At 69.4% G+C, this 23496-nt stretch carries 22 protein-coding genes and 1 pseudogene; 10 read left to right on the top strand and 13 right to left on the bottom strand.

What is annotated here, in order from left to right; translation table 11 throughout:
* Nucleotides 1-125: 125 nt before the first annotated feature.
* The gene (locus FCN18_RS04325; protein ID WP_228713708.1) at nucleotides 126-560 is read right to left on the bottom strand and encodes an Lrp/AsnC family transcriptional regulator; all 435 of its coding nucleotides are present in this window, start codon (nucleotides 558-560) and stop codon (nucleotides 126-128) included.
* A 370-nt stretch (nucleotides 561-930) separates the two neighbouring features.
* Between FCN18_RS04325 and FCN18_RS04320 the strand changes: the two genes are divergently transcribed.
* From FCN18_RS04320 to FCN18_RS04285, 8 genes are all read left to right on the top strand, one after another.
* Nucleotides 931-1818: a tryptophan 2,3-dioxygenase gene (locus tag FCN18_RS04320; protein WP_112273475.1), complete on the top strand. Its 888-nt coding sequence runs from the start codon at nucleotides 931-933 to the stop codon at nucleotides 1816-1818.
* Nucleotides 1818-3062, top strand: coding sequence for a kynureninase (gene kynU / locus FCN18_RS04315; protein ID WP_112273477.1), 1245 nt, complete (start codon nucleotides 1818-1820; stop codon nucleotides 3060-3062). The genes FCN18_RS04320 and kynU overlap by 1 nt, the downstream gene beginning before the upstream one ends.
* Entirely contained in the window at nucleotides 3059-4366 is a 1308-nt protein-coding gene (locus tag FCN18_RS04310) for an FAD-dependent oxidoreductase (RefSeq protein ID WP_112273479.1), read from the top strand. Before kynU ends, FCN18_RS04310 begins: the two co-directional genes overlap by 4 nt.
* Entirely contained in the window at nucleotides 4363-5829 is a 1467-nt protein-coding gene (locus tag FCN18_RS04305) for a 2-hydroxymuconic semialdehyde dehydrogenase (RefSeq protein ID WP_113643472.1), read from the top strand. The genes FCN18_RS04310 and FCN18_RS04305 overlap by 4 nt, the downstream gene beginning before the upstream one ends.
* The gene (locus FCN18_RS04300; RefSeq protein WP_112273483.1) at nucleotides 5826-6248 is read left to right on the top strand and encodes a RidA family protein; all 423 of its coding nucleotides are present in this window, start codon (nucleotides 5826-5828) and stop codon (nucleotides 6246-6248) included. Before FCN18_RS04305 ends, FCN18_RS04300 begins: the two co-directional genes overlap by 4 nt.
* 70 nt (nucleotides 6249-6318) lie before the next feature.
* On the top strand, nucleotides 6319-6846 hold the full coding sequence (locus FCN18_RS04295; RefSeq protein ID WP_113643471.1) for a 3-hydroxyanthranilate 3,4-dioxygenase: 528 nt from the start codon (nucleotides 6319-6321) through the stop codon (nucleotides 6844-6846).
* Nucleotides 6847-6852: 6 nt separating this feature from the next.
* On the top strand, nucleotides 6853-7848 hold the full coding sequence (locus FCN18_RS04290; RefSeq protein WP_113643470.1) for an amidohydrolase family protein: 996 nt from the start codon (nucleotides 6853-6855) through the stop codon (nucleotides 7846-7848).
* A 130-nt stretch (nucleotides 7849-7978) separates the two neighbouring features.
* A complete protein-coding gene (locus FCN18_RS04285) occupies nucleotides 7979-8761 on the top strand; it encodes a 2-keto-4-pentenoate hydratase (protein WP_112273489.1) in 783 nt (260 codons plus the stop codon).
* A gap of 271 nt (nucleotides 8762-9032) precedes the next feature.
* On the opposite strand, the gene FCN18_RS04280 is transcribed toward FCN18_RS04285, so the two are convergent.
* The 12 genes and pseudogenes from FCN18_RS04280 to FCN18_RS04230 all read right to left on the bottom strand — a co-directional run bounded on the left by FCN18_RS04280 (nucleotide 9033) and on the right by FCN18_RS04230 (nucleotide 21208).
* A complete protein-coding gene (locus tag FCN18_RS04280; RefSeq protein WP_407675766.1) occupies nucleotides 9033-10964 on the bottom strand; it encodes a heavy metal translocating P-type ATPase in 1932 nt (643 codons plus the stop codon).
* A gap of 747 nt (nucleotides 10965-11711) precedes the next feature.
* Nucleotides 11712-12332, bottom strand: a pseudogene (gene ribB / locus FCN18_RS04275) (3,4-dihydroxy-2-butanone-4-phosphate synthase); the annotation flags it as partial.
* Between the two features lie 28 nt (nucleotides 12333-12360).
* Nucleotides 12361-12954, bottom strand: a complete 594-nt coding sequence (locus tag FCN18_RS04270) for a TetR/AcrR family transcriptional regulator (RefSeq protein ID WP_112273497.1) — start codon at nucleotides 12952-12954, stop codon at nucleotides 12361-12363.
* Nucleotides 12955-12963: 9 nt separating this feature from the next.
* Nucleotides 12964-13419 carry a YybH family protein gene (locus tag FCN18_RS04265; protein WP_158303039.1) on the bottom strand — a complete coding sequence of 152 codons (456 nt, stop codon included), beginning with the start codon at nucleotides 13417-13419 and terminating at the stop codon, nucleotides 12964-12966.
* 26 nt (nucleotides 13420-13445) lie between these two features.
* Nucleotides 13446-14909, bottom strand: a complete 1464-nt coding sequence (locus FCN18_RS04260) for an aldehyde dehydrogenase family protein (RefSeq protein ID WP_158303038.1) — start codon at nucleotides 14907-14909, stop codon at nucleotides 13446-13448.
* The gene (locus FCN18_RS04255) at nucleotides 14909-16276 is read right to left on the bottom strand and encodes an amidase (RefSeq protein WP_158303037.1); all 1368 of its coding nucleotides are present in this window, start codon (nucleotides 16274-16276) and stop codon (nucleotides 14909-14911) included. The genes FCN18_RS04260 and FCN18_RS04255 overlap by 1 nt, the downstream gene beginning before the upstream one ends.
* Nucleotides 16273-16608: a hypothetical protein gene (locus FCN18_RS38985; protein WP_158303036.1), complete on the bottom strand. Its 336-nt coding sequence runs from the start codon at nucleotides 16606-16608 to the stop codon at nucleotides 16273-16275. The genes FCN18_RS04255 and FCN18_RS38985 overlap by 4 nt, the downstream gene beginning before the upstream one ends.
* Complete coding sequence (locus FCN18_RS04250) at nucleotides 16608-17750, bottom strand: LLM class flavin-dependent oxidoreductase (RefSeq protein ID WP_112273505.1); 1143 nt, start codon at nucleotides 17748-17750, stop codon at nucleotides 16608-16610. Before FCN18_RS04250 ends, FCN18_RS38985 begins: the two co-directional genes overlap by 1 nt.
* A 45-nt stretch (nucleotides 17751-17795) precedes the next feature.
* Nucleotides 17796-17993, bottom strand: a complete 198-nt coding sequence (locus tag FCN18_RS04245; protein ID WP_112273507.1) for a tautomerase family protein — start codon at nucleotides 17991-17993, stop codon at nucleotides 17796-17798.
* A gap of 4 nt (nucleotides 17994-17997) precedes the next feature.
* Nucleotides 17998-19317, bottom strand: coding sequence for an MFS transporter (locus FCN18_RS04240; RefSeq protein ID WP_228713642.1), 1320 nt, complete (start codon nucleotides 19315-19317; stop codon nucleotides 17998-18000).
* A gap of 41 nt (nucleotides 19318-19358) precedes the next feature.
* Nucleotides 19359-20681: a phenylacetate--CoA ligase PaaK gene (gene paaK / locus FCN18_RS04235; RefSeq protein ID WP_112273511.1), complete on the bottom strand. Its 1323-nt coding sequence runs from the start codon at nucleotides 20679-20681 to the stop codon at nucleotides 19359-19361.
* Nucleotides 20678-21208 carry a flavin reductase family protein gene (locus FCN18_RS04230; protein ID WP_112273513.1) on the bottom strand — a complete coding sequence of 177 codons (531 nt, stop codon included), beginning with the start codon at nucleotides 21206-21208 and terminating at the stop codon, nucleotides 20678-20680. The genes paaK and FCN18_RS04230 overlap by 4 nt, the downstream gene beginning before the upstream one ends.
* A 533-nt stretch (nucleotides 21209-21741) precedes the next feature.
* Between FCN18_RS04230 and FCN18_RS04225 the strand changes: the two genes are divergently transcribed.
* Both FCN18_RS04225 and FCN18_RS04220 read left to right on the top strand, forming a co-directional pair.
* On the top strand, nucleotides 21742-22509 hold the full coding sequence (locus FCN18_RS04225; RefSeq protein ID WP_112274789.1) for a FadR/GntR family transcriptional regulator: 768 nt from the start codon (nucleotides 21742-21744) through the stop codon (nucleotides 22507-22509).
* Nucleotides 22506-23246: a cache domain-containing protein gene (locus FCN18_RS04220; RefSeq protein WP_112273517.1), complete on the top strand. Its 741-nt coding sequence runs from the start codon at nucleotides 22506-22508 to the stop codon at nucleotides 23244-23246. Before FCN18_RS04225 ends, FCN18_RS04220 begins: the two co-directional genes overlap by 4 nt.
* The last annotated feature ends 250 nt before the right edge of the window (nucleotides 23247-23496 follow it).

The following is a 23496-nucleotide window of genomic DNA, read 5'->3' as shown; positions in this document are numbered from 1 at the left end:
CTCCATTTCGGACCCGTGGCGAGCGGCGGGCTCGCGACTGGCCCATTAGAGCCGGGTACCGAGCGTATAGTCAAGATGCACAGTATTTAGTCCAGGTAAAACCGTGCGCGAGGGGACAGCCCGACCTACTTGTCCTGGACGCTCACGACGCGGGTGTGCTTGACCGGCGTCGAGAGCACCATCGTGCTCGACGGCCTTCCGTAGACCGCCAGCCGGTCGATCAGCGCTTCGAAGGCCGTCATCGACTCGGCCGCCACCTTGAGGATGCTGCACATGTCGCCGGTGACGCGGTGGATCTCACGCACCTCCGGCCACTCCGCCACCTCGGGATCCCGCAGCACGCAGCGCGGGCCGTAACAGGACATGTGGATGAAGGCCGACACCGTCCAGCCGGCACTGCTGAGATCGACGTGCGTGTGGTAGCCGGTGATCACCCCGGTCTCCTCGAGCCTCCGCACACGCTCGGTGACCGCCGGCGCCGAGAGGTGCACCCGGCGGGACAGCTCGCTGAACGACAGCCGAGCGTTGTCCTGCAACTCCCGCAGGATCTCCCAGTCCATCCCGTCCACCCGTCGATCCTCTCGTTCGTTAAGTGATCGGGAGGATATGCCAGGAAATCGACGGTGAAAAGCCCGGATCGCCCTCGAGACCGCCTTCCGTCGGCGCGTCCGGCAGACGAAGATATCCACCATGATGTTCACGACCGAGGCGCCCGCCGGCCCGAAGTCCGGCTCCTCCTGCGAACCGCGACCCTGACCGGCGCACCACCGGTGGGAGCTCGCTGAAGGAAAGGCCGTGCATCCGATCTGAAAGTGACCCGTGCCCACAACCTTGGAACCGCAAGCACGGCCACTGATGAGCCTTGAGAAGACCATTCAACGCCCGTGCTCACCTTGAGAGCATGAGAACCCAGCAGAGAGGAGGAGATCCGTGCGACACACCTCGGAGACCCCGGCCGTCACGGCGTCGAACGAGTCGGAGCGCACCCGCCGCACGGCGGCCAACGGCGGCGACCCCACGCTCGACTTCGAGCGCGTCCCGTACGACGACTACGTGCACGCCAGCACGCTGCACCGCCTGCAGCGGACACTGAGCGACGACCCGGGCGAGATGTCGTTCCTGATGATCAGCCAGGTCATGGAACTCTACTTCGGACTCGTCCACTTCGAACTCGGCGTGGCCCAGGAGCGGCTGCGCGCCGACGACGTGTGGGAGTCGTTGCTCCCGCTGCGCCGCGCCGCCCTGCACCTGGAGGGGCTCAACGCCGGCTGGCAGACCTTGCGCTGGATGACGCCGGGCGACTTCAACCGGTTCCGCGACCTTCTCGGCGAGGGGTCCGGGTTCCAGTCGGCGATGTACCGGAAGCTGGAGTTCCGGCTGGGACTCAAGACGGCGTCGCTGATCCGGCCGTTCCGCAACGACCCCGCCGTCCACGGCGACCTGGAGAACGCACTCGCGGCGCCGAGCCTGTGGGACGACGTGATCCGGGTGCTCGCCCGCCACGGCCACGACGTCCCGGGCTCCGTGCTCAGCCGGGACCTCGCCGAGGAGCACACGCCGGACCCCGCCGTGGAGTCCGCCTGGGTACGGATCTACGACGACCCCGGACCCGGCAACCACCTGAGGATGCTCGGCGAGGCCCTGACCGAGGTGGCCGAGCAGTTCGGCGACTGGCGCTACCGCCACCTCCAGGCGGTGCAGCGCTCGATGGGTGCCCGCGTCGGCACGGGCGGCTCTAGCGGCCTGGCGTGGCTGCGGCGCAGCATGGAGCGGGTGGTGTTTCCCGAGCTGTTCTCGGCCAGGACGGTGATGAACTGATGGACACGACCGAAGCCGGGGCCCGCGAGCTGGACCTCGGTGACCCGGGGTACCGAGATCGGTTCGCGATCCCGCCCGCGGACGGCGGCGGCTACGCCGAGACGGCCTACTTCGCCGGGAACTCGCTGGGGTTGCAGCCGCATGCGGTGCGGGCGGAGCTGCTGGAGGACCTCGACGACTGGGCGCGGCTCGGCGTCGAGGGGCATCTGGAGGCTCGGCGGCCGTGGCTGCCCTACCACTCGCTGCTTACCGAGACCGCGGCGCGGCTCGTGGGTGCGCTGCCGAGCGAGACCGTGGTGATGAACTCGCTGACGGTGAACCTGCACCTGCTGATGGTGTCGTTCTACCGGCCGCGTGGACGGCGCACCAAGATCCTCATCGAGGACTCGACGTTCCCCTCCGACAGCTACGCGGTGCGCAGCCAGGCGCGGTTCCACGGCCTGGACCCGGACACCACGGTCGTCCGCCTCGGCACCGGCGAGGTGCTGGACTTCCTCGCGCGTGAGGGCGACACGGTCGCGCTGGTGCTGCTCGGCGGGGTCAACTACCTGACCGGTGAGCTGCTGGACATCCCCGCGATCACCGCCGCCGGGCACGCCGCGGGCGCGGTCGTGGGCTGGGACCTCGCGCACGCCGCGGGCAACGTCCCGCTGCGGCTGCACGACTGGGGCCCGGACTTCGCGGCCTGGTGCTCGTACAAGTACCTCAACTCCGGTCCCGGCGCGGTCGCCGGGGCGTTCGTCCACGAGCGGCATCACGGCGATCCGGGGCTGCCGCGGTTCGAGGGCTGGTGGAGCACCGAGGAGACCACCCGATTCGAGATGGCGCCGGTGTCTCGCCCACCGTCCACTGTGGAGGCATGGCAGATCTCCAACCCGCCGATCCTGGCGATGAGCCCGGTCCGCACGTCACTGCGCATCTTCGACGAGATCGGCATGGACGCCCTCCGGGCGCGCAGCCTCCGCCTCACCGGCTACCTGGAGACGCTGCTGGACGAAACCGTCGCGAACGGACCGGTCACCCTGCTCACCCCGCGCGAGGCCGACCGGCGCGGGTGCCAGCTGTCACTGCGCGTCGACGACGCCGCCACGATCGCCCGCCGCCTGCGCGCCGAGCACGGCGTCTGCGCCGACGTGCGCAACCCGGACGTGGTGCGGATCGCGCCGGTCCCCCTCTACTCGACCTACCACGACTGCTGGCGAGCCGCGACCGCGCTCGCCGCCGTGATCGGAGACCGGCCATGAGCGAGATCGCCGTCGTCGGCGGAGGCCTCGCCGGCAGCCTGCTGGCCTGTGTGCTCGCCCAGCGCGGCGAGCACGTCGTCCTGTACGAGCGGCGGCCCGACCCGCGTGGCGGCGTTGCCGAGCGGGGCCGCTCGATCAACCTGGCGCTGTCCGAGCGCGGCCTGGCCGCACTGCGCGTGGTCGGGCTGGACAAGCAGGTACTGGCCGACGCGCTGCCCATGTACGGGCGCATGATCCACCCGGTCACCGGAGAGCTGGACTTCCAGCCCTACAGCGCCGACGGCGAGCGCGCGATCAACTCGATCAGCCGGGGCGCCCTCAACAACATCCTGCTGGATGCAGCCGAGTCCGGTGTGGACATCCGGTTCGAACATCGGCTGTCCGGCCTGGACCCGGTGACCGGCGAGCTGACGTTCGCCACACCGGCGGGCGAGGTACGCGCCCGGGCGGACGTGATCCTCGGGGCCGACGGGGCGGGCTCCGCCGTCCGCGGTCAGCTGGTCGCGCACGGCGTGACCACCGAGACGCTCGACTTCCTCGACTACGGCTACAAGGAGCTGACGATCCCGCCCCGCGACGGGGATTTCGCGCTCGACCCGCGGGCCCTGCACATCTGGCCACGCGGACGGTCGATGATGATCGCACTGCCCAACCCCGACAAGTCGTTCACCTGCACGCTGTTCTGGCCCACCAGCGGCACCTCCGCGTTCGCCTCCCTGTCCAGCCCGGCGGCGATCGAGCGGTTCTTCGCCGAGCACTACCCCGACGTGCCGCGACTGGCGCCCGGACTCGTGGACGACTACCAGCACAACCCGGTCGGCCTGCTCGGCACCGTGCGATGCGCGCCGTGGCAGTCCGGGCGGGTCTGTCTCATCGGCGACGCCGCCCACGCGATCGTCCCCTTCTACGGGCAGGGCGCGAACTGCGCCTTCGAGGACGTCGTGGTGCTCGGCCAGTGCCTCGACCGCACCGGCGGGAACTGGGCGCGAGCCCTGCCGATGTTCGAGTCGTCGCGGCGCGCCGACACCGAGGCGATCGCCCAGATGGCCCTGGCGAACTTCGTCGAGATGCGCGACAAGGTCGCGTCTCCGCTGTTCCGGCTCGGCAAGCGCATCGAGCACACGCTCGAACGGCTGGCGCCCGGCCGCTATGTCTCGCGGTACGAGTTGGTGTCGTTCTCCACCACCCCCTACGACCGCGTGCGGCGGCGCGTCCGCGCCCAGCACCGCGTGCTCGCGGCCGCCGGGCTCGGGCTCGCCGCGGCGATCGCGGGCGGGGTCGTCCAGGCCAGGAGGAAACCGTGACCGTTCGCAACCACATCGACGGCGAGTTCACCCTTTCCGCCCGTACCTTCGCCAACACCAGCCCGGTCACCGGGAAGATCCTCGGTGAGGTCTCCGAAGCAGGCCGCGACGACGTCGACGCCGCGGTCGCCGCCGCGAGGGCAGCCCTGAACGGGCCATGGGGCCGCACGAGCGAGCTGGACCGCGCGGCCGTGCTTCGCCGGGTGGCCGACGAGATCGAGCGGCGCTTCGACGACCTGGTCGCGGCCGAGGTCGCCGACACCGGCAAGCCGGTGAGCCAGGCCCGCACACTCGACATCCCCCGGGGCGCGGCGAACTTCCGGGCGTTCGCCGACATGGTGAGCACCGTGCCCGGCGAGTCGTTCCTCACCCCGGCTCCCGGTGGCGGGAAGGCGCTCAACTACGCCGTCCGCAAGCCCGTGGGCGTGGTCGCCGTGATCGTGCCGTGGAACCTGCCGTTCCTGCTGCTGACCTGGAAGGTCGCGCCGGCGCTCGCCTGCGGCAACGCGGTGGTGGTCAAGCCGTCGGAGGAAACGCCGTCGTCGGCCACGCTCCTGGCGGAGATCATGGCCGCCGCCGGGGTGCCCCGCGGCGTCTACAACGTCGTGCACGGGTTCGGTCCGGACTCCGCGGGCGAGTTCCTCACCACCCACCCCGGCGTGGACGCCATCACCTTCACCGGCGAGTCCGGCACCGGCCGCACGATCATGAAGGCGGCCGCGGACGGCGTGAAGGCGGTGTCGTTCGAGCTGGGCGGCAAGAACGCGGGCATCGTGTTCGCCGACGCCGATCTGGACGCCGCTGTGGCGGGCGCCGCGCGGTCGTCGTTCACCAACGGCGGGCAGGTGTGCCTGTGCACCGAGCGGCTCTACGTGCAGCGGCCGGTGTTCGAGGAGTTCACCGCGCGGCTCGCGGCGCACGCGTCCGAGCTGCGGTTCGGTCTGCCCGCCGACGACGGCGTGACCACCATGCCGCTCATCTCGCGGGCCCACCGCGACAAGGTGCTCGGCTACTACGAGCTCGCCAAGGCCGAGGGCGCCACGGTGCATGCCGGCGGCGGACTGCCGGTGTTCGGCGACGAACGCGACGGCGGTGCCTACGTGCAGCCAACCGTGCTGACCGGGCTGCCGCCGGGGGCGCGCACGAATCGCGAGGAGATCTTCGGCCCGGTCTGCCACGTCGCGCCCTTCGACGACGAAGAGGAGGCCTACGCGCTGGCCAACGACAGCGACTACGGGCTGGCGGCCGCCGTCTGGACCCGCGACGTCGGCCGCGCGCACCGTGCCGGAGCCGCTCTGGACGTGGGGCTGGTGTGGGTCAACACCTGGTTCCTCCGGGACCTGCGCAGCCCCTTCGGCGGGATGAAGGCCTCCGGGATCGGCCGTGAGGGCGGGCACCGCTCACTGGACTTCTACACCGAGACCACCAACGTGTGCGTCGACTTCCAAGGAGGACGGCCGTGAGCCAGGCCAGAACCGTCGCGGGCAAGGCGACACCACGGGGCAGGTTCCCCCACGTCAAGGTGTCCGGCGGGTTCGCCTACGTGTCCGGTACCAGCAGCCGCAGGCCCGACAACACGATCGAAGGCGCGAGCGTCGACGAGCTGGGCACCACGACGCTCGACATCCGGGTACAGACGCGGGCGGTGCTCGAGAACATCCGCGACCTCCTCGCCGAGGTGGGCGCCGACCTCGGCGACCTGGTGTCGGTGACGACGTATCTGGTGTCGATGAACGATTTCGGCGGCTACAACGAGGTCTACGGCCGGTTCTTCGACGAGAACGGTCCGGCCCGCACGACCGTCGCCGTGCACCAGCTCCCCCACCCGCACCTGCTGATCGAGATCTCCGCCATCGCACGGATCCCCGAGGAGGAACGATGACACCGAAGACGGCACGCGAGCATCGCATGTCCCCCAGTGCCCGAGGAACGCTGCGGGAAGGAGCCGAGCGATGACACAGCTCACCGAGCCGATCGACTTTCCGGGCTGGCTCAAGGAGAACGAGTCCCACCTGCGCCCGCCCGTGAACAACAAGCAGATGTTCCCGGCCGGTCAGGACTTCATCGTGCAGGTGGTGGGAGGGCCCAACCAGCGCACCGACTTCCACGTCGACCCCTACGAGGAGTACTTCTACCAGGTCAAGGGCAACATGCACGTCAACGTCGTCACCGAGGACAAGGGCGTGCAAACGGTGCACATTCGAGAGGGCCAGATGTGGCTCCTGCCCGGCAACCTCCCCCACTCCCCGCAACGACCCGAACCCGGCTCGATCGGCGTGGTCATCGAGCGGGTCCGCGAGGAGGGCACCCTCGAGAAGTTCCAGTGGTACTGCCCGGACTGCTCCGCGCTGCTGCACGAGGTCGAGCTACAGGTCCGCGACATCGTGGCCGACCTGCCGCCGGTGTTCGAGAAGTTCTATGCCGACGAACGAGCTCGCACCTGCGACGCGTGCGGCGCCCTGCACCCGGGGAAGGGCTAGTCCGGCATGGCGGACAGTGTCGTTGAGGTCGTTGACGTCCACACCCATCTGGTGCCCCACGGCTGGCCCGACCTCGGGCCGGGCTGGCCGTGGCTGCGGATCGACTCCGAGCGGGACGCGATGATCATGGTCGGAGAGACCGAGTTCCGGCCCGCGGGTCCGCAGGCGTGGGACCCCTCGACCCGGCTCGTGGACATGGACCACGACGGGGTGAGTTTGCAGGTCGTGTCGCCCACGCCGGTCTTCTTCGGCTACGACCGGCCCGCGGCGGAAGCGGTCAAGGCGGCACGGATCCTCAACGACGTCACGCTGGAGACCCTCGCCGGGCACGATCGGTTCGTCCCGTTCTGCCAGGTGCCGCTGCAGGACCCGGACGCGGCGTGCGAGGAGCTGGACCGGTGCCTGGCCGCAGGGCACGCCGGGGTCGAGATCGGCAACCACGTGGGGGACAAGGACCTCGACGACGCGGGAATCGTCACGTTCCTCCAGCACTGCGCCTCCATCGGAGCGCCGGTGTTCGTGCACCCATGGGACATGCCCGGCGGGCCCCGGCTGGACCGCTGGATGGCTCGGTGGCTCACGGGAATGCCGGCGGAGACGCACCTGTCGGTGCTCGCGATGATCCTCGGCGGCGTCTTCGACCGCGTCCCGGACACGCTGCGGCTGTGCTTCGCACACGGCGCCGGGAGCTTCCCGTTCTGGCTCGGCCGCGCCGACAACGCCTGGCACCGCCGGGGCGATCTCGTGCGGGGCCGGTCCGAGCGGCCGCCGAGCGAGTACACACACCGGTTCTTCGCCGACTCGGTCGTGTTCGACCCGGCGGCGCTGCGCCTGCTCGTGGACACCCTCGGCGACGATCAGGTCCTCCTCGGCAGCGACTACCCGTACCCACTCGGCGAACGTCCGGTGGGGAAGGTCGTGCACGAAGCCGGGTTCCTCACCGAAAGGCAGCGGGGGAAACTGCTGGCGGGCAACGCCATGCGGTTCCTCGGACGGGGCTGATGGACCGTTCTGCCCACCTGGACGCCGCCGCGCGGCTCGTCATTCTCGCTGGCGTACAGCACCTCGAACCCGTATACCCCACCGGCACCGCGTGGACCGGCGTCCTCGCGGAAGTGAAAGGGCTAAGCCGTTGACGCTCTGGACCGTCGACCACGCCGCACACGTCCTCGCCGAAGCCGAGCGAGCGCGCACCGAGCGGCCACCCATCACCAGTGAATGGCCGGAACTGGATCTGCGCACGGCCTACCAGGTCCAGCACCGGCTCATCGACCACAAGACCGAGAACGGAGAGCAGGTCGTCGGAGTCAAGCTCGGTCTCACCTCCCGCGCGAAGCAGCGACGCATGAACATCGACTCGCCGCTCACCGCGTGGCTCACGGACCGGATGTCACTCCCCGCCGGCCAACCCCTCGACACGGCGGCCCTGATCCACCCCAGGGTCGAACCAGAGATCGTGTTCGTGCTCGGCCACCGGCTCGCCGGCCCCGGCGTGACCGCCACCCAGGCGCTGGCAGCCGTCTCGGAGGTCCGTGCCGGACTGGAGGTCATCGACAGCCGCTACACCGACTACAAGTTCACCCTCCCCGACGTCGTCGCCGACAACGCCTCCTCCGCGGGTTTCCTCGTCGGCGCGCAGGCACGCCGGCCGGAGGAGCTCGCCCTCGAACTGGAAGGCTGTGTCCTCGACGTCGACGGCGAGATCGTCGACACCGCGACCGGCGCGGCAGTCCAGGGACACCCCGCGGAGGCCCTGGCACTCGCGGCCAACTCGCTGTGGGAGCGAGGTGTCGCGCTCGAACCTGGCTGGATCGTGCTGACCGGCGGCCTCACCGATGCCGTGCCCGCACGACCCGGCTCGTCGATCACGGCGCGATTCGCCCACCTCGGTACGGTCACACTCGGCTGTAGCTAGGCCGCGCCCGGCGGAGCACGCGAGGCGAAACGACCACGCCTCAATAGCCGCCGACCAGCAGCCACACGGCTCCCGCAGCGCAGGCGATCGCGACGAGCACCAGCATGAGCATGCCCACGCCGCGTTTGGACACCTTCATCCCGAGCTCCGTTTCACCGGCTTGCCGGCCCAGTGTCGGCGTCGGCGTGCGGCCGCGCAACCGCACGCTCGTGGAGGCCGTCGGGCAGTGGGGCGGTGGCGCTCGGGTCCCCCAAGGCCACCTTTGTTGCGTTCAACGCAACAAAGGTGGCCTTGGGGGGCAGTGTGCTCGTTTCCAGGCCGCCGAGCGCAGCAGCCGCAGCCCGTTGAGACCGACGATCACGGTGGAGCCTTCGTGCCCGGCCACCCCCAGCGGCAGTGGCAACGTGCCGAGGATGTCCCACAGGGCCAGCACCGCGATGAAGCTGCCCGCGATGACCAGGTTGGCGACCACCACGCGACGGGCGCGGCGGGACAGTGCGATCACGGCGGGGATCGTGGTCAGGTCGTCGCGCACGACGATGGCGTCGGCGGTCTGCAGGGTGAGGTCGGACCCGGCGCCACCCATGGCGATACCGGTGTGCGCGGCCGCCAGGGCCGGCGCGTCGTTGATGCCATCGCCGACCACAGCCACCCGCTGCCCCCGCGCCTGCAGTTCGCGGACCGCCGTGACCTTGTCGTCCGGCAGCAGCTCCGCCCGCACGTCCGTGATGCCGACCTGGCTCGCCAACCTGGCGGCGGTCACCTGATTGTCGCCCGTGACCAGCACGGGAGCGGCGCCGGTCAGCTCTGTGACGGCGGCGACCGCCGGTTCGGCTTCCTCGCGGACCTGGTCGGTGATACCCAGCACGCCCACCGGCCGGTGCTCCCACAGCACGACCACAGCGGTGTGGCCACGCGCCTGGATGCCGTCGACGACCTCCCGCGCGGTGTCCCCCGCGGACCCCGGATCGAGCAGCGCGGCCGGTGAACCCACCTGGACCAGGGAGCCGTCGACGCGCGCGGACACGCCCCTGCCCGGCCGGGCGAGGAACTCGCCAACGGGCGGCAGGTCGAGGCGTCGGGCCCGGGCGGCGCGCACGATCGCCGCGGCCAGCGGATGCTCACTGGGATGTTCAGCGGCCGCGGCATAGCGCAGCACCTGCTCGGCGGTGAGCTCCCCACCGGGTAGCACTCGGACGTCGGCAAGTTCGGGCGTGCCGCGCGTCAGCGTGCCGGTCTTGTCGAACGCGACCCGGGTGGTCGTGCCCAGCTGTTCCATCACCACCGCGGACTTGACCAGAACCCCGTGCCGGCCGGCGTTGGCGATCGCCGCCAGCAGCGGCGGCATGGTCGCCAGCACGACCGCGCACGGCGAGGCAACGATCATGAACGTCATCGCCCGCAGCAAGGACTCCCGCAGCGGCTCCCCCAACCACAGCGGGATGACGAACAGGGCGACGGTGGCGATCACCATGCCGATCGAGTAGCGCTGCTCCACCTTCTCGATGAACAGTTGAGTACGAGCCTTGGTCCTACTGGCCTGCTCGACCAGCCCGGCGATGCGGGCCACAACCGAGTCCTCGGCACGCCGGTCGACCCGCACCCGCAACACCCCGGTGCCGTTGAGCGTGCCCGCGAACACCTCGTCCCCGGCCGCCTTGTCCACGGGCAGCGGTTCACCCGTGATGGTCGCCTGGTCCACCTCGCTGGCCCCGGCCACGACCGTGCCGTCGGCGGGCACCTGCTCCCCCGGCCGCACCAGCACCGCATCACCGACAACCAGGTCGGCGGCCCGCACGGTCTCCTCCGTGCCCCCTTCGGTCACGCGAACCGCGGTGTCGGGGGCCAGGTCCAGCAAGCCGCGCACCGAGTCCTCCGTGCGCGCGGTCGCCAGCGCTTCCAGGGCACCTGAGGTGGCGAAGATGACGATCAGCAACCCGCCGTCCATCACCTGGCCGATCGACGCCGCCCCGATCGCCGCGGCGACCATCAGCAAGTCCACGTCGAGGGTCTTGTCCCGCAGCGCCCGCAAGCCCGCCAAGGCGGGCTCCCAGCCTCCGGTCACGTAGCAGGCCAGATACAACGCCCACGACAGCCCGGACGGGCCGCCCAGAAGCTGGACAGCCAGCCCGGCCAGGAACAACGCGAGCGCAGCCGCAGCCCAGCGCACCTCGGGCAAGGCCCACAGTCGAGTCCTACGCACGGGCGGCAGGGCCGGACGAGCGGACGCCGAGCGAGTCAGCGTGGCACTGGGCGACGTGGCCACGAGTCACCTCCGGGGACGACGGACGACTCCCCGACGATAACAGAACACATGAAGACGTCTTCATTTGTGGGCGAACAGCGGCCCCTCGCCTGTGACCCGCACCACTGCAGCGCGATCGAAAGCGCTGATCGCCCTCCCCCTGTGCCGGCCGTCGTCGCACCTGGCCGATCGAACCCGCCCGAGCCCGGTCGCGACGACCGCGCGCGGGATCGCCGACCTCGTGCGCGCCAGCCTGGGTCTGGATCCGCGGGCGTCCGCGACCGTGCGGCAGCTCGCCCGCGCCGAGCCCGGGTGTCCGCCGATCGAGGCCAAGATCATGGTGCTCGGCGCGGAGTCAGGTCGGTGGACGATCCACGCCGCGGTGTCCGAAGTGGACGACCAGCACGTCCGCCCCGGCGCCACGCACGGCCCGTCAGGCTCCACCGGCAGCCGGGCCCGGCGCGGATGCCGCTGCTCGCGTTCCAGAGCAAGACAGGCCGGCCAAGCCATCGACCTGGTGGCTGACGATCTCACACCGGCTCGCAGCACCTCCCTCGATGAGTTCGGTGGGTCGGCGCGCGTGGCCCGTCATCACCGCCGGGACGCGACCTGGCCCGGTCGTGCCAGCAGATCGGCTCGACCGCAGTCGCAGCCGGGTGTCCCAAGTGGATGATGATCCGGGTCATCACCCAGAGCCTTCGGCGGGTCGGCGCGCCTCCGGTACTCGACAAGGTCGGCGATCGTGACCAACTTCAGGTCGTGGTCCTTCGCGAAGACGGCCAGCTCGTCGAGGCGAGCCATGCCGCGGTCGTCGGCCGGTGAGACGATGCGGCTCAACGCCGCCACCGGCGCCCACCCCGCCAACCCGGCCAGGTCGACCGCTGCTTCCGTATGCCCGGGCCTGCGCAGCACCCCGCCAGGGCAGGCACGCAGTGGTACGACGTGGCCAGGACGGGCGAACGAGTGCGGCGACGCGCCGGGGTCGGCCAGCAACCTGATCGTGCGAGCCCGGTCCCGGGCGGAGATCCCCGTGGTCACCCCGTCACGCGCGTCCACCGTGACCGCGTGGGCCGTTCCGCGAACGTTCTGGTTGATGGCCGTCATCGGCGGGAGCCGCATCCGGTCCGCGGCCTGGGCGGGCAGTGCGGTGCAGACGAATCCGGACGTGTGCCGGACCGCGAACGCGACGAGCTCCGGGGTCGCCGCGGCCGCCGCGAACACCAGATCACCCTCGTCGTCCCGATCGCCATCGGCAACGACGACGACCGGTCGGCCCTTCGTGATGTCCGAGATCGCCTGCTCAATGCCGTCGCCACGGAACATCATCTCCTCCTCCAGCGGGGTGCGACCCCGCCTATCCGCGCGTGTACAGCCCATGCAGGATGACCTCCAGCAGCTGGTCGGCCACCTCGCGCGGGCTCAGTTTCCCGTCAGCGACGTACCAGGACGGCGCCCAGTTCAACGTGGACAGCAGCACCCGCGCACCCAACTGGGGGTCGGCGTCGAATGCCTTGCTTTCGACACCGTCGGCGATCGCCAGGCGGAAGCCGTCCTCGTAACGTTCCCGGAGCCGGATCACCTCCGCCTGGTTGGCGTCCCCGAGTTTGCGCCATTCGTCGAAGTAGACCCGGACGGCCGGACGACGATCCCGGATCATCTCCAGATGCGACCGGCACCGGGCCCGCAGCCGCTCCTCGGGGTCGTGCACGCCTTCCGTCGCTCGGTCGGCCCGCTCGAGGAAGTCGTCGGCGACGTCCAGGATGATCTTGTAGAGAACATCCTCCTTGCTGGAGATGTGGGAGTAGAGGCTGCCACTCTTGATCCCCATCCGGTCCGCGATCAAGCGGACGGTGGTCTGCTCGTAGCCGATCTCGCTGATGAGCTCCGTCGCGATCTCGATGAGATCGCGACGGCGAGGGGTATCGCGCTGTCCTCGTTCCGATCGCATTATGGTCGTTCACATTTCCGTTCGGCTCGGCGGTGCGGCGAATCCGGGCACCTGGCGGGACTCATGATATTGCACGAAGAACCAGCCGCTCGGACGCTTCCGCAGCAGGTAGGTCTGGCGGATCTGCCCGTCCATGGGCTCGTCGTCGGGCCGTTCGATGCGGCACCAGAACCGAACGTAGGCGTGCGCGAACTCCCCGCACACTTCGAGTTTGCGGTCCACGACCCGCGTGTCGTACAGGCCGCGGATGACGTTGGGAAGGTTCCGGATGTAGCTGTGCAGGGCATCGCGGCTGTAGATCGCGTGGTGCAGCTCCTCGGGCTGGTACACGATCGTCTCGGCCTCCGGATCCCACAAGGAGACCATCAGGTCCGCGTCGAACGTGCCGACCGCTCGCGAGAAACTCCGCATCACGGCGGTGACGGCCTCTTCTTCGCTGCCTGGGATGGGCTTCGTCGCTGTCATCATCACTCCTCGGTATGTTTGTCGTGTCAACGAAGGGGGTTGGCCGGACGCCGGCTCGTCCAGGTCAGGACGCTCTTGCTCTCGAGGTATTCGGAGAGCGTCTCCAGCGCGAACTCGCGGCCGAACCCGGATTGCTTGAATCCGCCGAACGGCACGCCCGGGAACGTGGTGTAGGGGTGGTTGATCCCGACCGTGCCCGCCCTGACGCCCGCCGCGACGCGCTGGGCCCGGCCGGGGTCACCAGTCCAGACCGTCGCGAACAACCCGTACTTGGTGTCGTTGGCGAGGGCGACCGCCTCCTCCTCGTCGCGGAACCGCTGGACGGTCACGACCGGACCGAAGACCTCGTCCCGCACGATCTCGGCGTCCCGCGGCGCGAGGACCACCGTGGGTGGGTAGAACGCACCCGGCCCAGCCGGGACCACACCGCCGAGCAGGACCTGGGCGCCGGCGGCACGGGCCCGTTCGACGAAACCGTGCACCCGCTCCCGATGGGCGGTGGAGATCAGTGAGCCCACCACCGTGTCCGGATCGAGGGGATCGCCCACACGCAGGGTTCGCGACTGGTCGAGGAAACGCTCCAGAAACCGGTCGAACACCTCGTCCTCGACGAGCACGCGCGACCGGGCTTCGCAGCTCTGTCCCGCACAGGTGAAAGCGCCCCAGACCGCGCCCGGCACCGCGTCGTCGAGGTCCGCGTCGGCGAACACGACCGTGGGGCTCTTGCCGCCGAGCTCGAGCGAGAGCCGTTTGACCGGATCAGCGGCAAGCCTCATGATCTCGCCGCCGGTCGCCGTCGAGCCGGTGAACGCCACCCTGTCGACACCGGCGTGGCGGACCAGATGGGAGCCCACCCGCGGCCCGTCGGCAGGTACCACGTTCAGCACTCCGGGTGGGATGCCGGCGTCAAGTGCCAGCTCGGCGAGCCGTAGCGCGGTCAACGGTGTCGCCGGATCCGGTTTGAGCACCACCGTGCAGCCCGAGGCCAGCGCCGGCGCCACCTTCCAGGCGGCCATCAGGAGCGGGTAGTTCCACGGCACGATCTGGGCCACCACGCCCACCGGTTCGCGGAATGACTGGAACGCCAGTGCGCCGTTGGGTCGCGACGACTTCCCCTCGATGGCCGCGGTGGCCGCCGCGAAGTAGCGGAACGTGTCGACGGCGTGCGAAACCTCGGCTCGTACCGAGGTGATCGCCTTGCCCACGTTGCGCGCTTCGAGCATCGACAGCGCGTCGTGCTGGGCCTCCAGCTCGTCGGCGAGCCTGTGCAGCAACCGGGAGCGGGTCACGGGCGACGTGCGCCGCCACGGACCGTCCAGCGCGCGACGCGCAGCCAGCACCGCCGAGTCCACGCACGCTTCATCGGCGGTCAGGAGCCGGCCGAGCGGCTCGCCGGTCGCGGGTTCGCGCAACGCGGTGTGCACCCCGCTCCCGGGCTCGACGGCGCGCCCTTCGACGAAGGGCAGCGACAGCGGATATGTCGTGGTCATCAGCTCACCTGCCATGCGGTCGCTGGCATCGCCCCGGCGCTCGGCTCCCGGTCGACCCACCGCCGCTCGGTGACCTGTTCGAGCAGTTCGGCTGCGTCGACGAGGACTCCCTCCTGGTGCCACGGGGCGTGGAACATCAGCCCGACGGGCAGCCCATCGCGGTCCAGTCCACAGGGGACGGTGATCGCCGGTACGCCCGTGAGGTTGGCGAGCCCGGTCGTCCGCATCGCGGCCAGGTCGGCGGACACCGTGCCGGAGGGCAGCGCGGCCCGCGGACGGTCGAGCAACGGCGGGGGCGTGGGGACGGTGGGCCAGGCGACGAGGTCCACGCTCTCGAACGTGGCCTCGAGCTCGTCACGTGCGGCCTGCCGGGCAGCCCTGGCGCGCCCGACCTCGTGTTCGGGCACACCCCGCGAGGCTTCCAAGGCCCGCTGGATCGTCGGGTGGAGTGTGGGAAGCACGGTCCTCCTCCAATGGGGCGTCATTCGGGCCAGCCGTTCCGCGCCGAGCACGGTCGCGGCGGTTCGTGCGACGTCGACGGATCCGGACAGGGTGATTTCGACGATCTCGCAGCCGGCTTCGCCGAGGTCCTCGATCGCGCGGCGACAGGCGGCCAGCACACCCGGCTCGACGTCGCTCCAGTAGGCATCCACGGGCAGCCCGATGCGCGGCCGACGGTTCCCCGGTGGCAGCGACTTCGACAGCAGCACCTCGGTCGCGAGACGGCAGTCGGCGGCGTCCCTGGTGATGGGGCCGATCGCCATCATCGACGACGCACCGGCGCAGCCGTCCGAGGGCACTGTCCCCCACGTCGGCTTGAGCCCGGTCACGCCGCAGTACGACGCGGGGATTCGGACCGAGCCGACCGCGTCGGTGCCGATCGCGAGCGGCACGAGCCGGCCGGCCACGGCCGCCGCCGATCCGCTGGACGACCCACCGGGACAGCGCGTGACGTCCCAAGGGTTACGGCACGGGCCGTACGCCGAGACGTGTCCCGTCGTTCCGAAGCCCAGCTGGTGCATGTTGGTCGCGAAGGCAACCGTGCAACCGGCGTCGCGCAGCCGCCGGAACACTCCGCTGGCGCCCGCGCCTGGCCGCCGGTATGCCACGGGGGTCGCGTCCTTCGGCGCGTACCAGGGCAGTGCGAAAGTGTCCTTCACCGCCACCGGCACCCCCGCCAGCCTGCCTCCCGAACCCGCATCCGCGCGGGCTTCCGCGTCGAACGTCGCGCAGGCTGCGTTCAACAGGGGATTCACCCGCCGCACCCGATCCACTGTGGCCGCGGCCAGCGACCGCGCCCCCACCTCCCCGCGCGTGAGGGCGCCGATCTGCTCGCGCAGGCCGAGACGCGTGAAGTGCTCCGTCACGGCGACGTCCCCAGTGCGCAGGCGGGTTGCCGGACCACGTGGGCGGCCACCTCGCCCGACGCGGGGTGGAGCCAGCCCTTGGTCTCGGCGTACCGGAGCATGCGTGCCAGGTTCTCCGCCCGCGGACCGGTGCGGTAAGCACCAGCGTCGCGAAGCCAGCCCGGATCCACCCAGGCGTGGTTGCTGCCGTCGAAACGTACTTCTGGCACCTCCTGGTCCGCCCGCGCCGGGTCGACGTCGTCGGCGAGGACGACGGCGAAAGCGCTGAAATCGTCCGCGTCGAGCAGTCGCAGCCGCAACGACCCCTGGTGCTCGTCGATCACCACGCGCATCAGGACTCCGTCCCCTGGAACGCCGGCAGGACCTCCTCGGCGAACAGCTGCAGCATTTCGAGGCTGACCTCGGAGCCGTGCGGGGCCGGGAAGTAATCGGTCAGGATGAACTCGCTGACCCCCAGCTCGCTGTGGAGCCGGCCGATCTGGTCGACGATCTGGGCCGGAGTGCCGTTGAACGCCATCGGGTGCGGAAGGTTGTAGGGCGGCACGCTGTACACCAGGGAATCCCACTCGGACATCACGTCGGCCCGCTTGCGGGCGGTCGCCTCGTCGGCAGCGATGGACAGCGTGCCACCGGCGATGATCCCTTCCCCGCGCCGCGGTGTCCTCCCGGCCTGGTGCGCCTCGTCGGCGTAGACCTCGAGCATGCCCTTGACAAGATCTTCCCGGGGAGTCAGGCACATGATCGTCGCACCCTCGCGGGCCCAGAACCGCACGGTCGCGGACCGGCCCGACATCGGAGCGAACACTCGCGGATGCGGCGTCTGGTACGGCCCGGGGGCGATGCTGACGCCGAGCAGGTTGTCGTCCTCGTCGACCCCGGCGCCCCAGGTCTTGGTGTGCGGGTAGGGCCATTTCGTGCCGGGCACGGGGAACTTCCAGAACTCGCCGTCGAAGCTGAACACGTCCTGCGTCCAGGCCAGTTTGATGATCTGCCAGCATTCTTGAAGGGCCCGCAGGTTGCGTTCGTCGGCCTCCGACTTGTCCGAGCGAGTGGCGCGCATCGGGATGTGCTGGCCGTACTGGTCTGCCCAACGCGGGGTGTTCCCACGGGAGAAACCGGCGAGCGCGCGTCCGCCCGTCAGCTGGTCCAGCTGGGCGATCTGGTCGGCCACCAACAGGGGGTTGGACACCGGGAGGGTCATCCCGAGCTGGCCGACCTTGAGCCGTTCGGTCCGGGAGGCGACGAAGAGGTCCAGGAGCACCGGGTTCGCGGTGACCTCCGGGATGCCTTCGATGTTCCCGTGCTGTTCGCTGAAGAAGACGCCTTCGAAACCGGCGCGGTCGGCGAGTTCGGCGTGAGCCGCGAGCTGCTCCAGCATGTGCTGGTAGCGGTCGGTTCGCCGGCCTCCGAGTTTGATGGGCTTGTCCATCCGTTCCCAGCTGAACGGGTTGAACATCAGGTAGAACTTGATCACGAGCTGCTCCTCGTCTTCGCGGGTCGTCGTCCGATCGCCTTGTCGCTAGGCCACGGTGGTGGATCCGGGGGATCCGCCGATGCCCCAGCGACGAGCGGGTACTTCTTCGAGGACCACCCACGTCTGCGCGCGGACCGAGTCCCCCAGCACGCCGGTGATCGCGTCGGTCAGGGAGTCGATCAACCGGGATTCGGTATCCTCCGAGAGCCGTCCCTCGAAAAGCTTGACCTCGATCAAGGGCACTGTGTCACCTTCCTTCCTGGCGAGTCAGATCGCCTTCCCGGGCTTCGTGGTCCGGGGACAATGGACCTTCCGGCATCGAGTTCCGGATGTGGCGGTGGCGAACGGCTGCCACGCAGCCGAGGCTGACGAGCGTCGTCGCGGTCAGGTACACCGTGATCGGCAGCGACGAACGCCAGCTGGCGTAAAGGCTGGACGCGACGGTCGGCGCGAGGCCGCCGCCGAGCAGCGCGCCGATCTGGTAGGCCAGCGACGCGCCGCTGTAGCGGACCCGCACCGGGAACAGTTCTGTGTACAACGCCGCCAGCGGGCCGTAGACCGTCCCCATCGCGACTCCGGTGACGAGCAGAGCGATCAGGATGACCACGGAACTGCCGGTGTCGACGAGGGGGAACAGGGCCGCCGCCGCGGCGGTGAGACCGATCGAACCGTAGAGGAGCACCTTCCGCCTGCCGTACCGGTCGGACATCACAGACGCCGTGGGAACCGTGACCAGCCAGGCGCACGAGCCCAGCAGGATGAAGGTGAGAACCAGGCTCCGGTCGAGGTTCAGCGCCTCGTCCGAGTACGCCAGCAGGTAGGCCATGTAGATGTACCCGACGGCGTTGATCCCGATGAAGGCACCGGCTCCCAGCGCGACCGCTCCGGCGTTGTGCCGGAGCACGGCGACGATCGGCAGGCGTTCGGTGCCGCTGGACTCCTTCTCCCGCTCGAAGTCGGGGCTCTCGGTGATGGTGAAGCGGATGACCACGCCGACGACCACCAGCACGGCGCTGAAGAGGAACGGCACCCGCCAGCCCCAGGTCAGGAACGCGCTGTCGCTGACGCCCGCGGTCACCCCCAGAAAGGCGACGTTGGCGAGGATCAGGCCGGCCGGCACGCCCATCTGGGCGAAGCTGCCGTAGAAACCCTTCCGGTTCGGCGGTGCGTGTTCGACCGCCATCAGCACCGCGCCACCCCATTCGCCACCGACCCCCAGGCCCTGGATCAGCCGGAGCGTCACCAGGAGTACGGGAGCCCAGGCGCCGATCGCCTCATAGGTGGGCAGCAGACCGACGCCGACCGTGGCGATGCCCATCATCAGCAGCGAGGTCACCAGCATGGACTTGCGGCCGATCCGGTCGCCGAAGTGGCCCATGACGATCCCGCCCAGCGGCCGCGCGATGAACCCGACCGAGAAGGTCGCGAAGGCGGCCAGTGTTCCGGTGACCGAGGAGAAGGCCGGGAAGAACAACGGGCCGAAGACCATCGCAGCGGCCAGACCGTAGACGAAGTAGTCGTACCATTCGATCGCGGTGCCGATCAGGCTCGCAATCGCGACCTTCATCGGCCGGACCGGGCCGGGGGCTGTCCCGGACGAAGTAGCGTTCATCGGTACTCCAGGGCGGTCGTGGGCGTTGCGCGCCGGTCGACGACGCGCTGGATCTTTCCGGCCGAGCGGCCGAGGGTGTCGGGTTCGGTGACGTCGACGTCGACGGTGACGCCGATTCCGTCCTTGACGCGGGCGGCGAGCGTGGTCGCCGCGGCGCGGCGGTGCTCGGTGGAGGTCCCCGCTCGCGCCTCGACACGCACGGTCATGCGGTCGAGCCGGCCCTCGGTGGTGAGAACGAGCTGGAAATGCGGGGAGAGGTTGTCGGTGCGGAGCACTATCTCCTCCACCTGGCTCGGGAAGACGTTGACTCCCCGGAGGATGATCAGGTCATCGGTGCGCCCGGTGACCTTCTCCATCCGGCGCAGGCCGGGCCGCGCCGTTCCGGGCAGCAGCCTGGTGAGATCCCGGGTGCGGTACCGGATGACCGGGAACGCCTCTTTCGTGAGCGAGGTGACCACCAGCTCACCCGGTTCCCCCTCGGTCAGCACCCGCCCGTCGACGGGGTCGATGACCTCCGGGTAGAAGTGGTCCTCCCAGATGTGGAGGCCGTCCTTGGTCTCAACGCATTCCTGTGCCACGCCGGGGCCGATCACCTCGGAAAGGCCGTAGATGTCGACCGCGTCGATGCCCATGCGTTCCTCGATCTCGCGGCGCATCTGCTCGGTCCACGGCTCAGCGCCGAAGATGCCAACCTCGAGTGAGCTCGATCGCGGGTCGATGCCTTGCCGCTCGAACTCGTCGAGCAGGGTCAGCATGTACGACGGGGTCACCATGATCACCTCCGGGCGGAGGTCGGTGATGACCTGAACCTGTCGAGCCGTCATGCCGCCCGAGGCCGGGATCACGGTGCAGCCGAGCTTTTCGGCGCCGTAGTGCGCGCCGAGTCCACCCGTGAACAGGCCGTAGCCGTAGGCGATGTGCACCTTGTGCCCCGGTCGGCCGCCCGCCGCCCGGATCGACCTGGCGACCAGGCCGGCCCAGGTGTCGATGTCGCGGGCGGTGTAGCCGACCACGGTCGGCCGACCGGTGGTGCCGCTGGAGGCGTGGATGCGGCTGAGCCGGTCCACGGGTACCGCGAACATGCCGAACGGGTAGTTGTCCCGCAGGTCCGACTTCATGGTGAACGGGAATTGCGCGAGATCTTGAAGGGTTCGCAGGTCTTCCGGGCGCACGCCTGCCTCGTCGAACTTCCGGGTGTAGGCAGGGACGTTGGTGTAGGCGTGGTCGAGTGTCCATCGCAGACGCTGGAGCTGCAGGGCCCGCAACTCGTCTACGCCAAGGCGTTCGCCCGGGTCCAGGGCTCGGTCGATCGTCGTCATGGTTTCTCCTCGCCGTCCACTAGGGGCGTCCAGGTGCCGAAGCTGCGCTGGAAGTACACGAGTGGCTCGTGGGCAGGGGGCGACACGTCTCCTTCTCGCACCTCCGCGATGAGCACGACGTGGTCACCCACGGGAACCGCTTCCAGAAGGGAACAGTCAGCCCAGGCCAGGGAATCTTCTGTGAGGATCGGCAGTCCGCCCGGACTCGGATGCCAGCGGACCCCGCTGAACTTGTCCTCCTTCTTCGAGGCGAACAGGATTGAGGTGGCGCATCCGGAGTTCCGTAGGAAATTGACCACGAATTCCTTGCGGGACAACAGCGACGGGAGTGTCCGGCTGCCGCGGTCGACGCACACCAGCAGTGCCGGTGGGTCCGCGGACACGCTGCACAACGCGGTGGTGGTGAGCCCCACCGGCTGCGCGTTTTCGTTGAGTGTGGTGATGACTGCTATTCCGGCTGGAAAGGCACTCATGATCGACAAGAACGTGGCGGGATCGATTCGATCGTCCTGACGCGTCACATCCATGGCGCAGTGCTCCCTGCTGTGCGGTGGACCTGCCTCGCTCGCCGGCCGACGACGCCTGGTCCAAGGCGTCCGATCCGGAACCGGTGGCTGGGTGGATCTGTTGTTGTCTCCCCGCGGAACGACTCCTGATCGCGCCTACAGGGAGGAAGCTAGCGACCGCTAGTGCGTAGACTAGCGCTTGCTAGCCTCTCGTGTCCAGACCCGGCTGAAGACGACTCCCCCACGAGCGGAAACGTGCCCAGGCCGGCTCGCGCCAGATCGCGACGGTGATCAGCTCGCGGACCGCCTCGCGGGGCGTCAAGGATCGTCCGACGTCGGAGCCATCGCCGACATCGAGCTCCAGGACCAGCTGGCCCATCTCCGCATCGAGGGGTCACCCTGCATGGCGCCACCTGATCGCCAGGGCCTCTCCTCGACCGAGTCAGCGGCCGGGCGGCTCGACTTGCGCGCCTCATCGAGAACGGCCGCTAGGATCGTCCTACTCAGCCGCGAGCGACAGCACTGACACTGGCCCAGAGGGAGAGGTGGGTTCCTTGGAGAACGAGCGCCATTCCCTCATCGCGCCCCTTTCGTCCTCGGGGCGCGCCGACGAGATCGCTGTGCGTATCACGGAGGCGATCCAGCTGGGTTTGCTACATGACGGCGAGCGGTTGCCGTCAGAATCGGAGTTCGCGGCGCAGTTCGGCGTTTCGCCGGTCACCCTACGCGAGGCCATCGCCGATCTGCGTGATCGGGGCCTCCTCGAAACGAGGCGCGGACGCTGGGGTGGCACGTTCGTCAAGCGGTCTCTGGAACCCGACGAGGGGCCGGACATGGACCGGCTGAGGAGCAGCGGAGCAGCAGCCCTGCGGGACATTGCCGATGAGCAGGCCGCCATCTCGGGTCTCGCTGCCCGTCTGGCTGCCGAGCGCGGATCCTCGTCCAATGTAGAGCGCATATTGATGCTGGCCGAGCAACTGGCGACGGCAGCAAGTAGAGGCGCGCGGATGAAGGCGGACAGCAGGTTCCACATCGAGGTTGCGATCGCGACCCGCTCGGAACGCCTCACGCGCCGTGAAGTCGCCTTGCAGGCTGAGACCACCGGAATGCTGTGGGGCTCCCATCTGGCGGAGGTGGAGGTGGAGGCCATAGCCGCCGAACATCGTGAGATCGCCGCGGCGATCGCAGACGAGGACGGGACCAAGGCGGGATTCCTAGCCGAGAGGCATGTGCGTAACAACCTGCGCCGGCTTACGTCCGGCCATCTCGCCCTCGCCGCCGCCGGCAAAAGGCCACCACAACGATCGCGGAGGGCCAAATGAAGGAACTGCGAAAAGGCGCGGATCAGGTTCGGCGTGAGCTCGACGAGCAGATCAACGCCTGGCAGCGCCCCGTGGCAGACCTTGCCGACGCCGTGAGACAGCTCATTGGCCGGAACGAGCAACAGGGCGGGCAGGCGACGCTAACCGAGAAGAGCATCGTCTCTCTCGTGCCGCGCGTGGAACAACTGATCAGTTCGGAAATCGGAGCAATCGGCGCTGGCTTCATAGCCGCACCAAGTGTGGTCGAGGGACGCAGACGCTACATGCTCTGGCTGCAGGAACGGGATGGCGTTCCCAGGCACTTGCGCTTGAACTTCGATACCGAAGACCTCGACGCGTACGACTACGAGCGAATGGACTGGTATACCGCTCCCCGAAATAGTCGCACCGCACGCCTGACCGGCCCTTTCCTCGACTACTCCGGTTCCGACCATCTGGTCGTGACTCTGACGGTGCCCGCGTGCAGCGGGGGCGACTTCCTGGGTGTGGCCGGAATCGATCTCAGCGCGCACGCCGTCGAGGATGTCCTCGTGGACCACCTACGCGTCCTTGACGATGCCGCGGTCGTCTTCAATGAGGAGCGGCTGGTGATCGCGGCGAACTCGACGCGATGGATGCCGGGTGAGCGGATTGCGAATTTCGGCACCGCCACGCCGAATCCGGATCCCCAGCTCACTGTTCCGCTCGTGGAGTGGTCAGGTTGGACGATAGGCATCAGGCAGACCGTGGACGCATGATCAGGTGCGGCAAGCGTCGTTTCGGCTGCATGCTGTGCGTCTTGCTGGTGACGTAGTCCGTCGGCATCGCGCCGGGGAACACCAGCGCCCCAGTCTCTGAGCCGAGGTGGCTGGAACCAGGACGTCGACCCGGCCGAACCAGACCAACGCGGTGCCGACCAGACCCTGGCGATTCGGTTGGCGCGCGACGTCCGTGGTCAGCGCCGCCGCGCGGATGGCCGAGGTACGCGACCAGCTTCCGCGTGCTGCT

Source organism: Prauserella endophytica, from assembly GCF_005146945.1.
Taxonomy (GTDB): domain Bacteria; phylum Actinomycetota; class Actinomycetes; order Mycobacteriales; family Pseudonocardiaceae; genus Prauserella_A; species Prauserella_A endophytica.
Note: the sequence above shows the minus strand (reverse complement) of the source record. Positions and strands in the feature narration are given on the sequence as shown.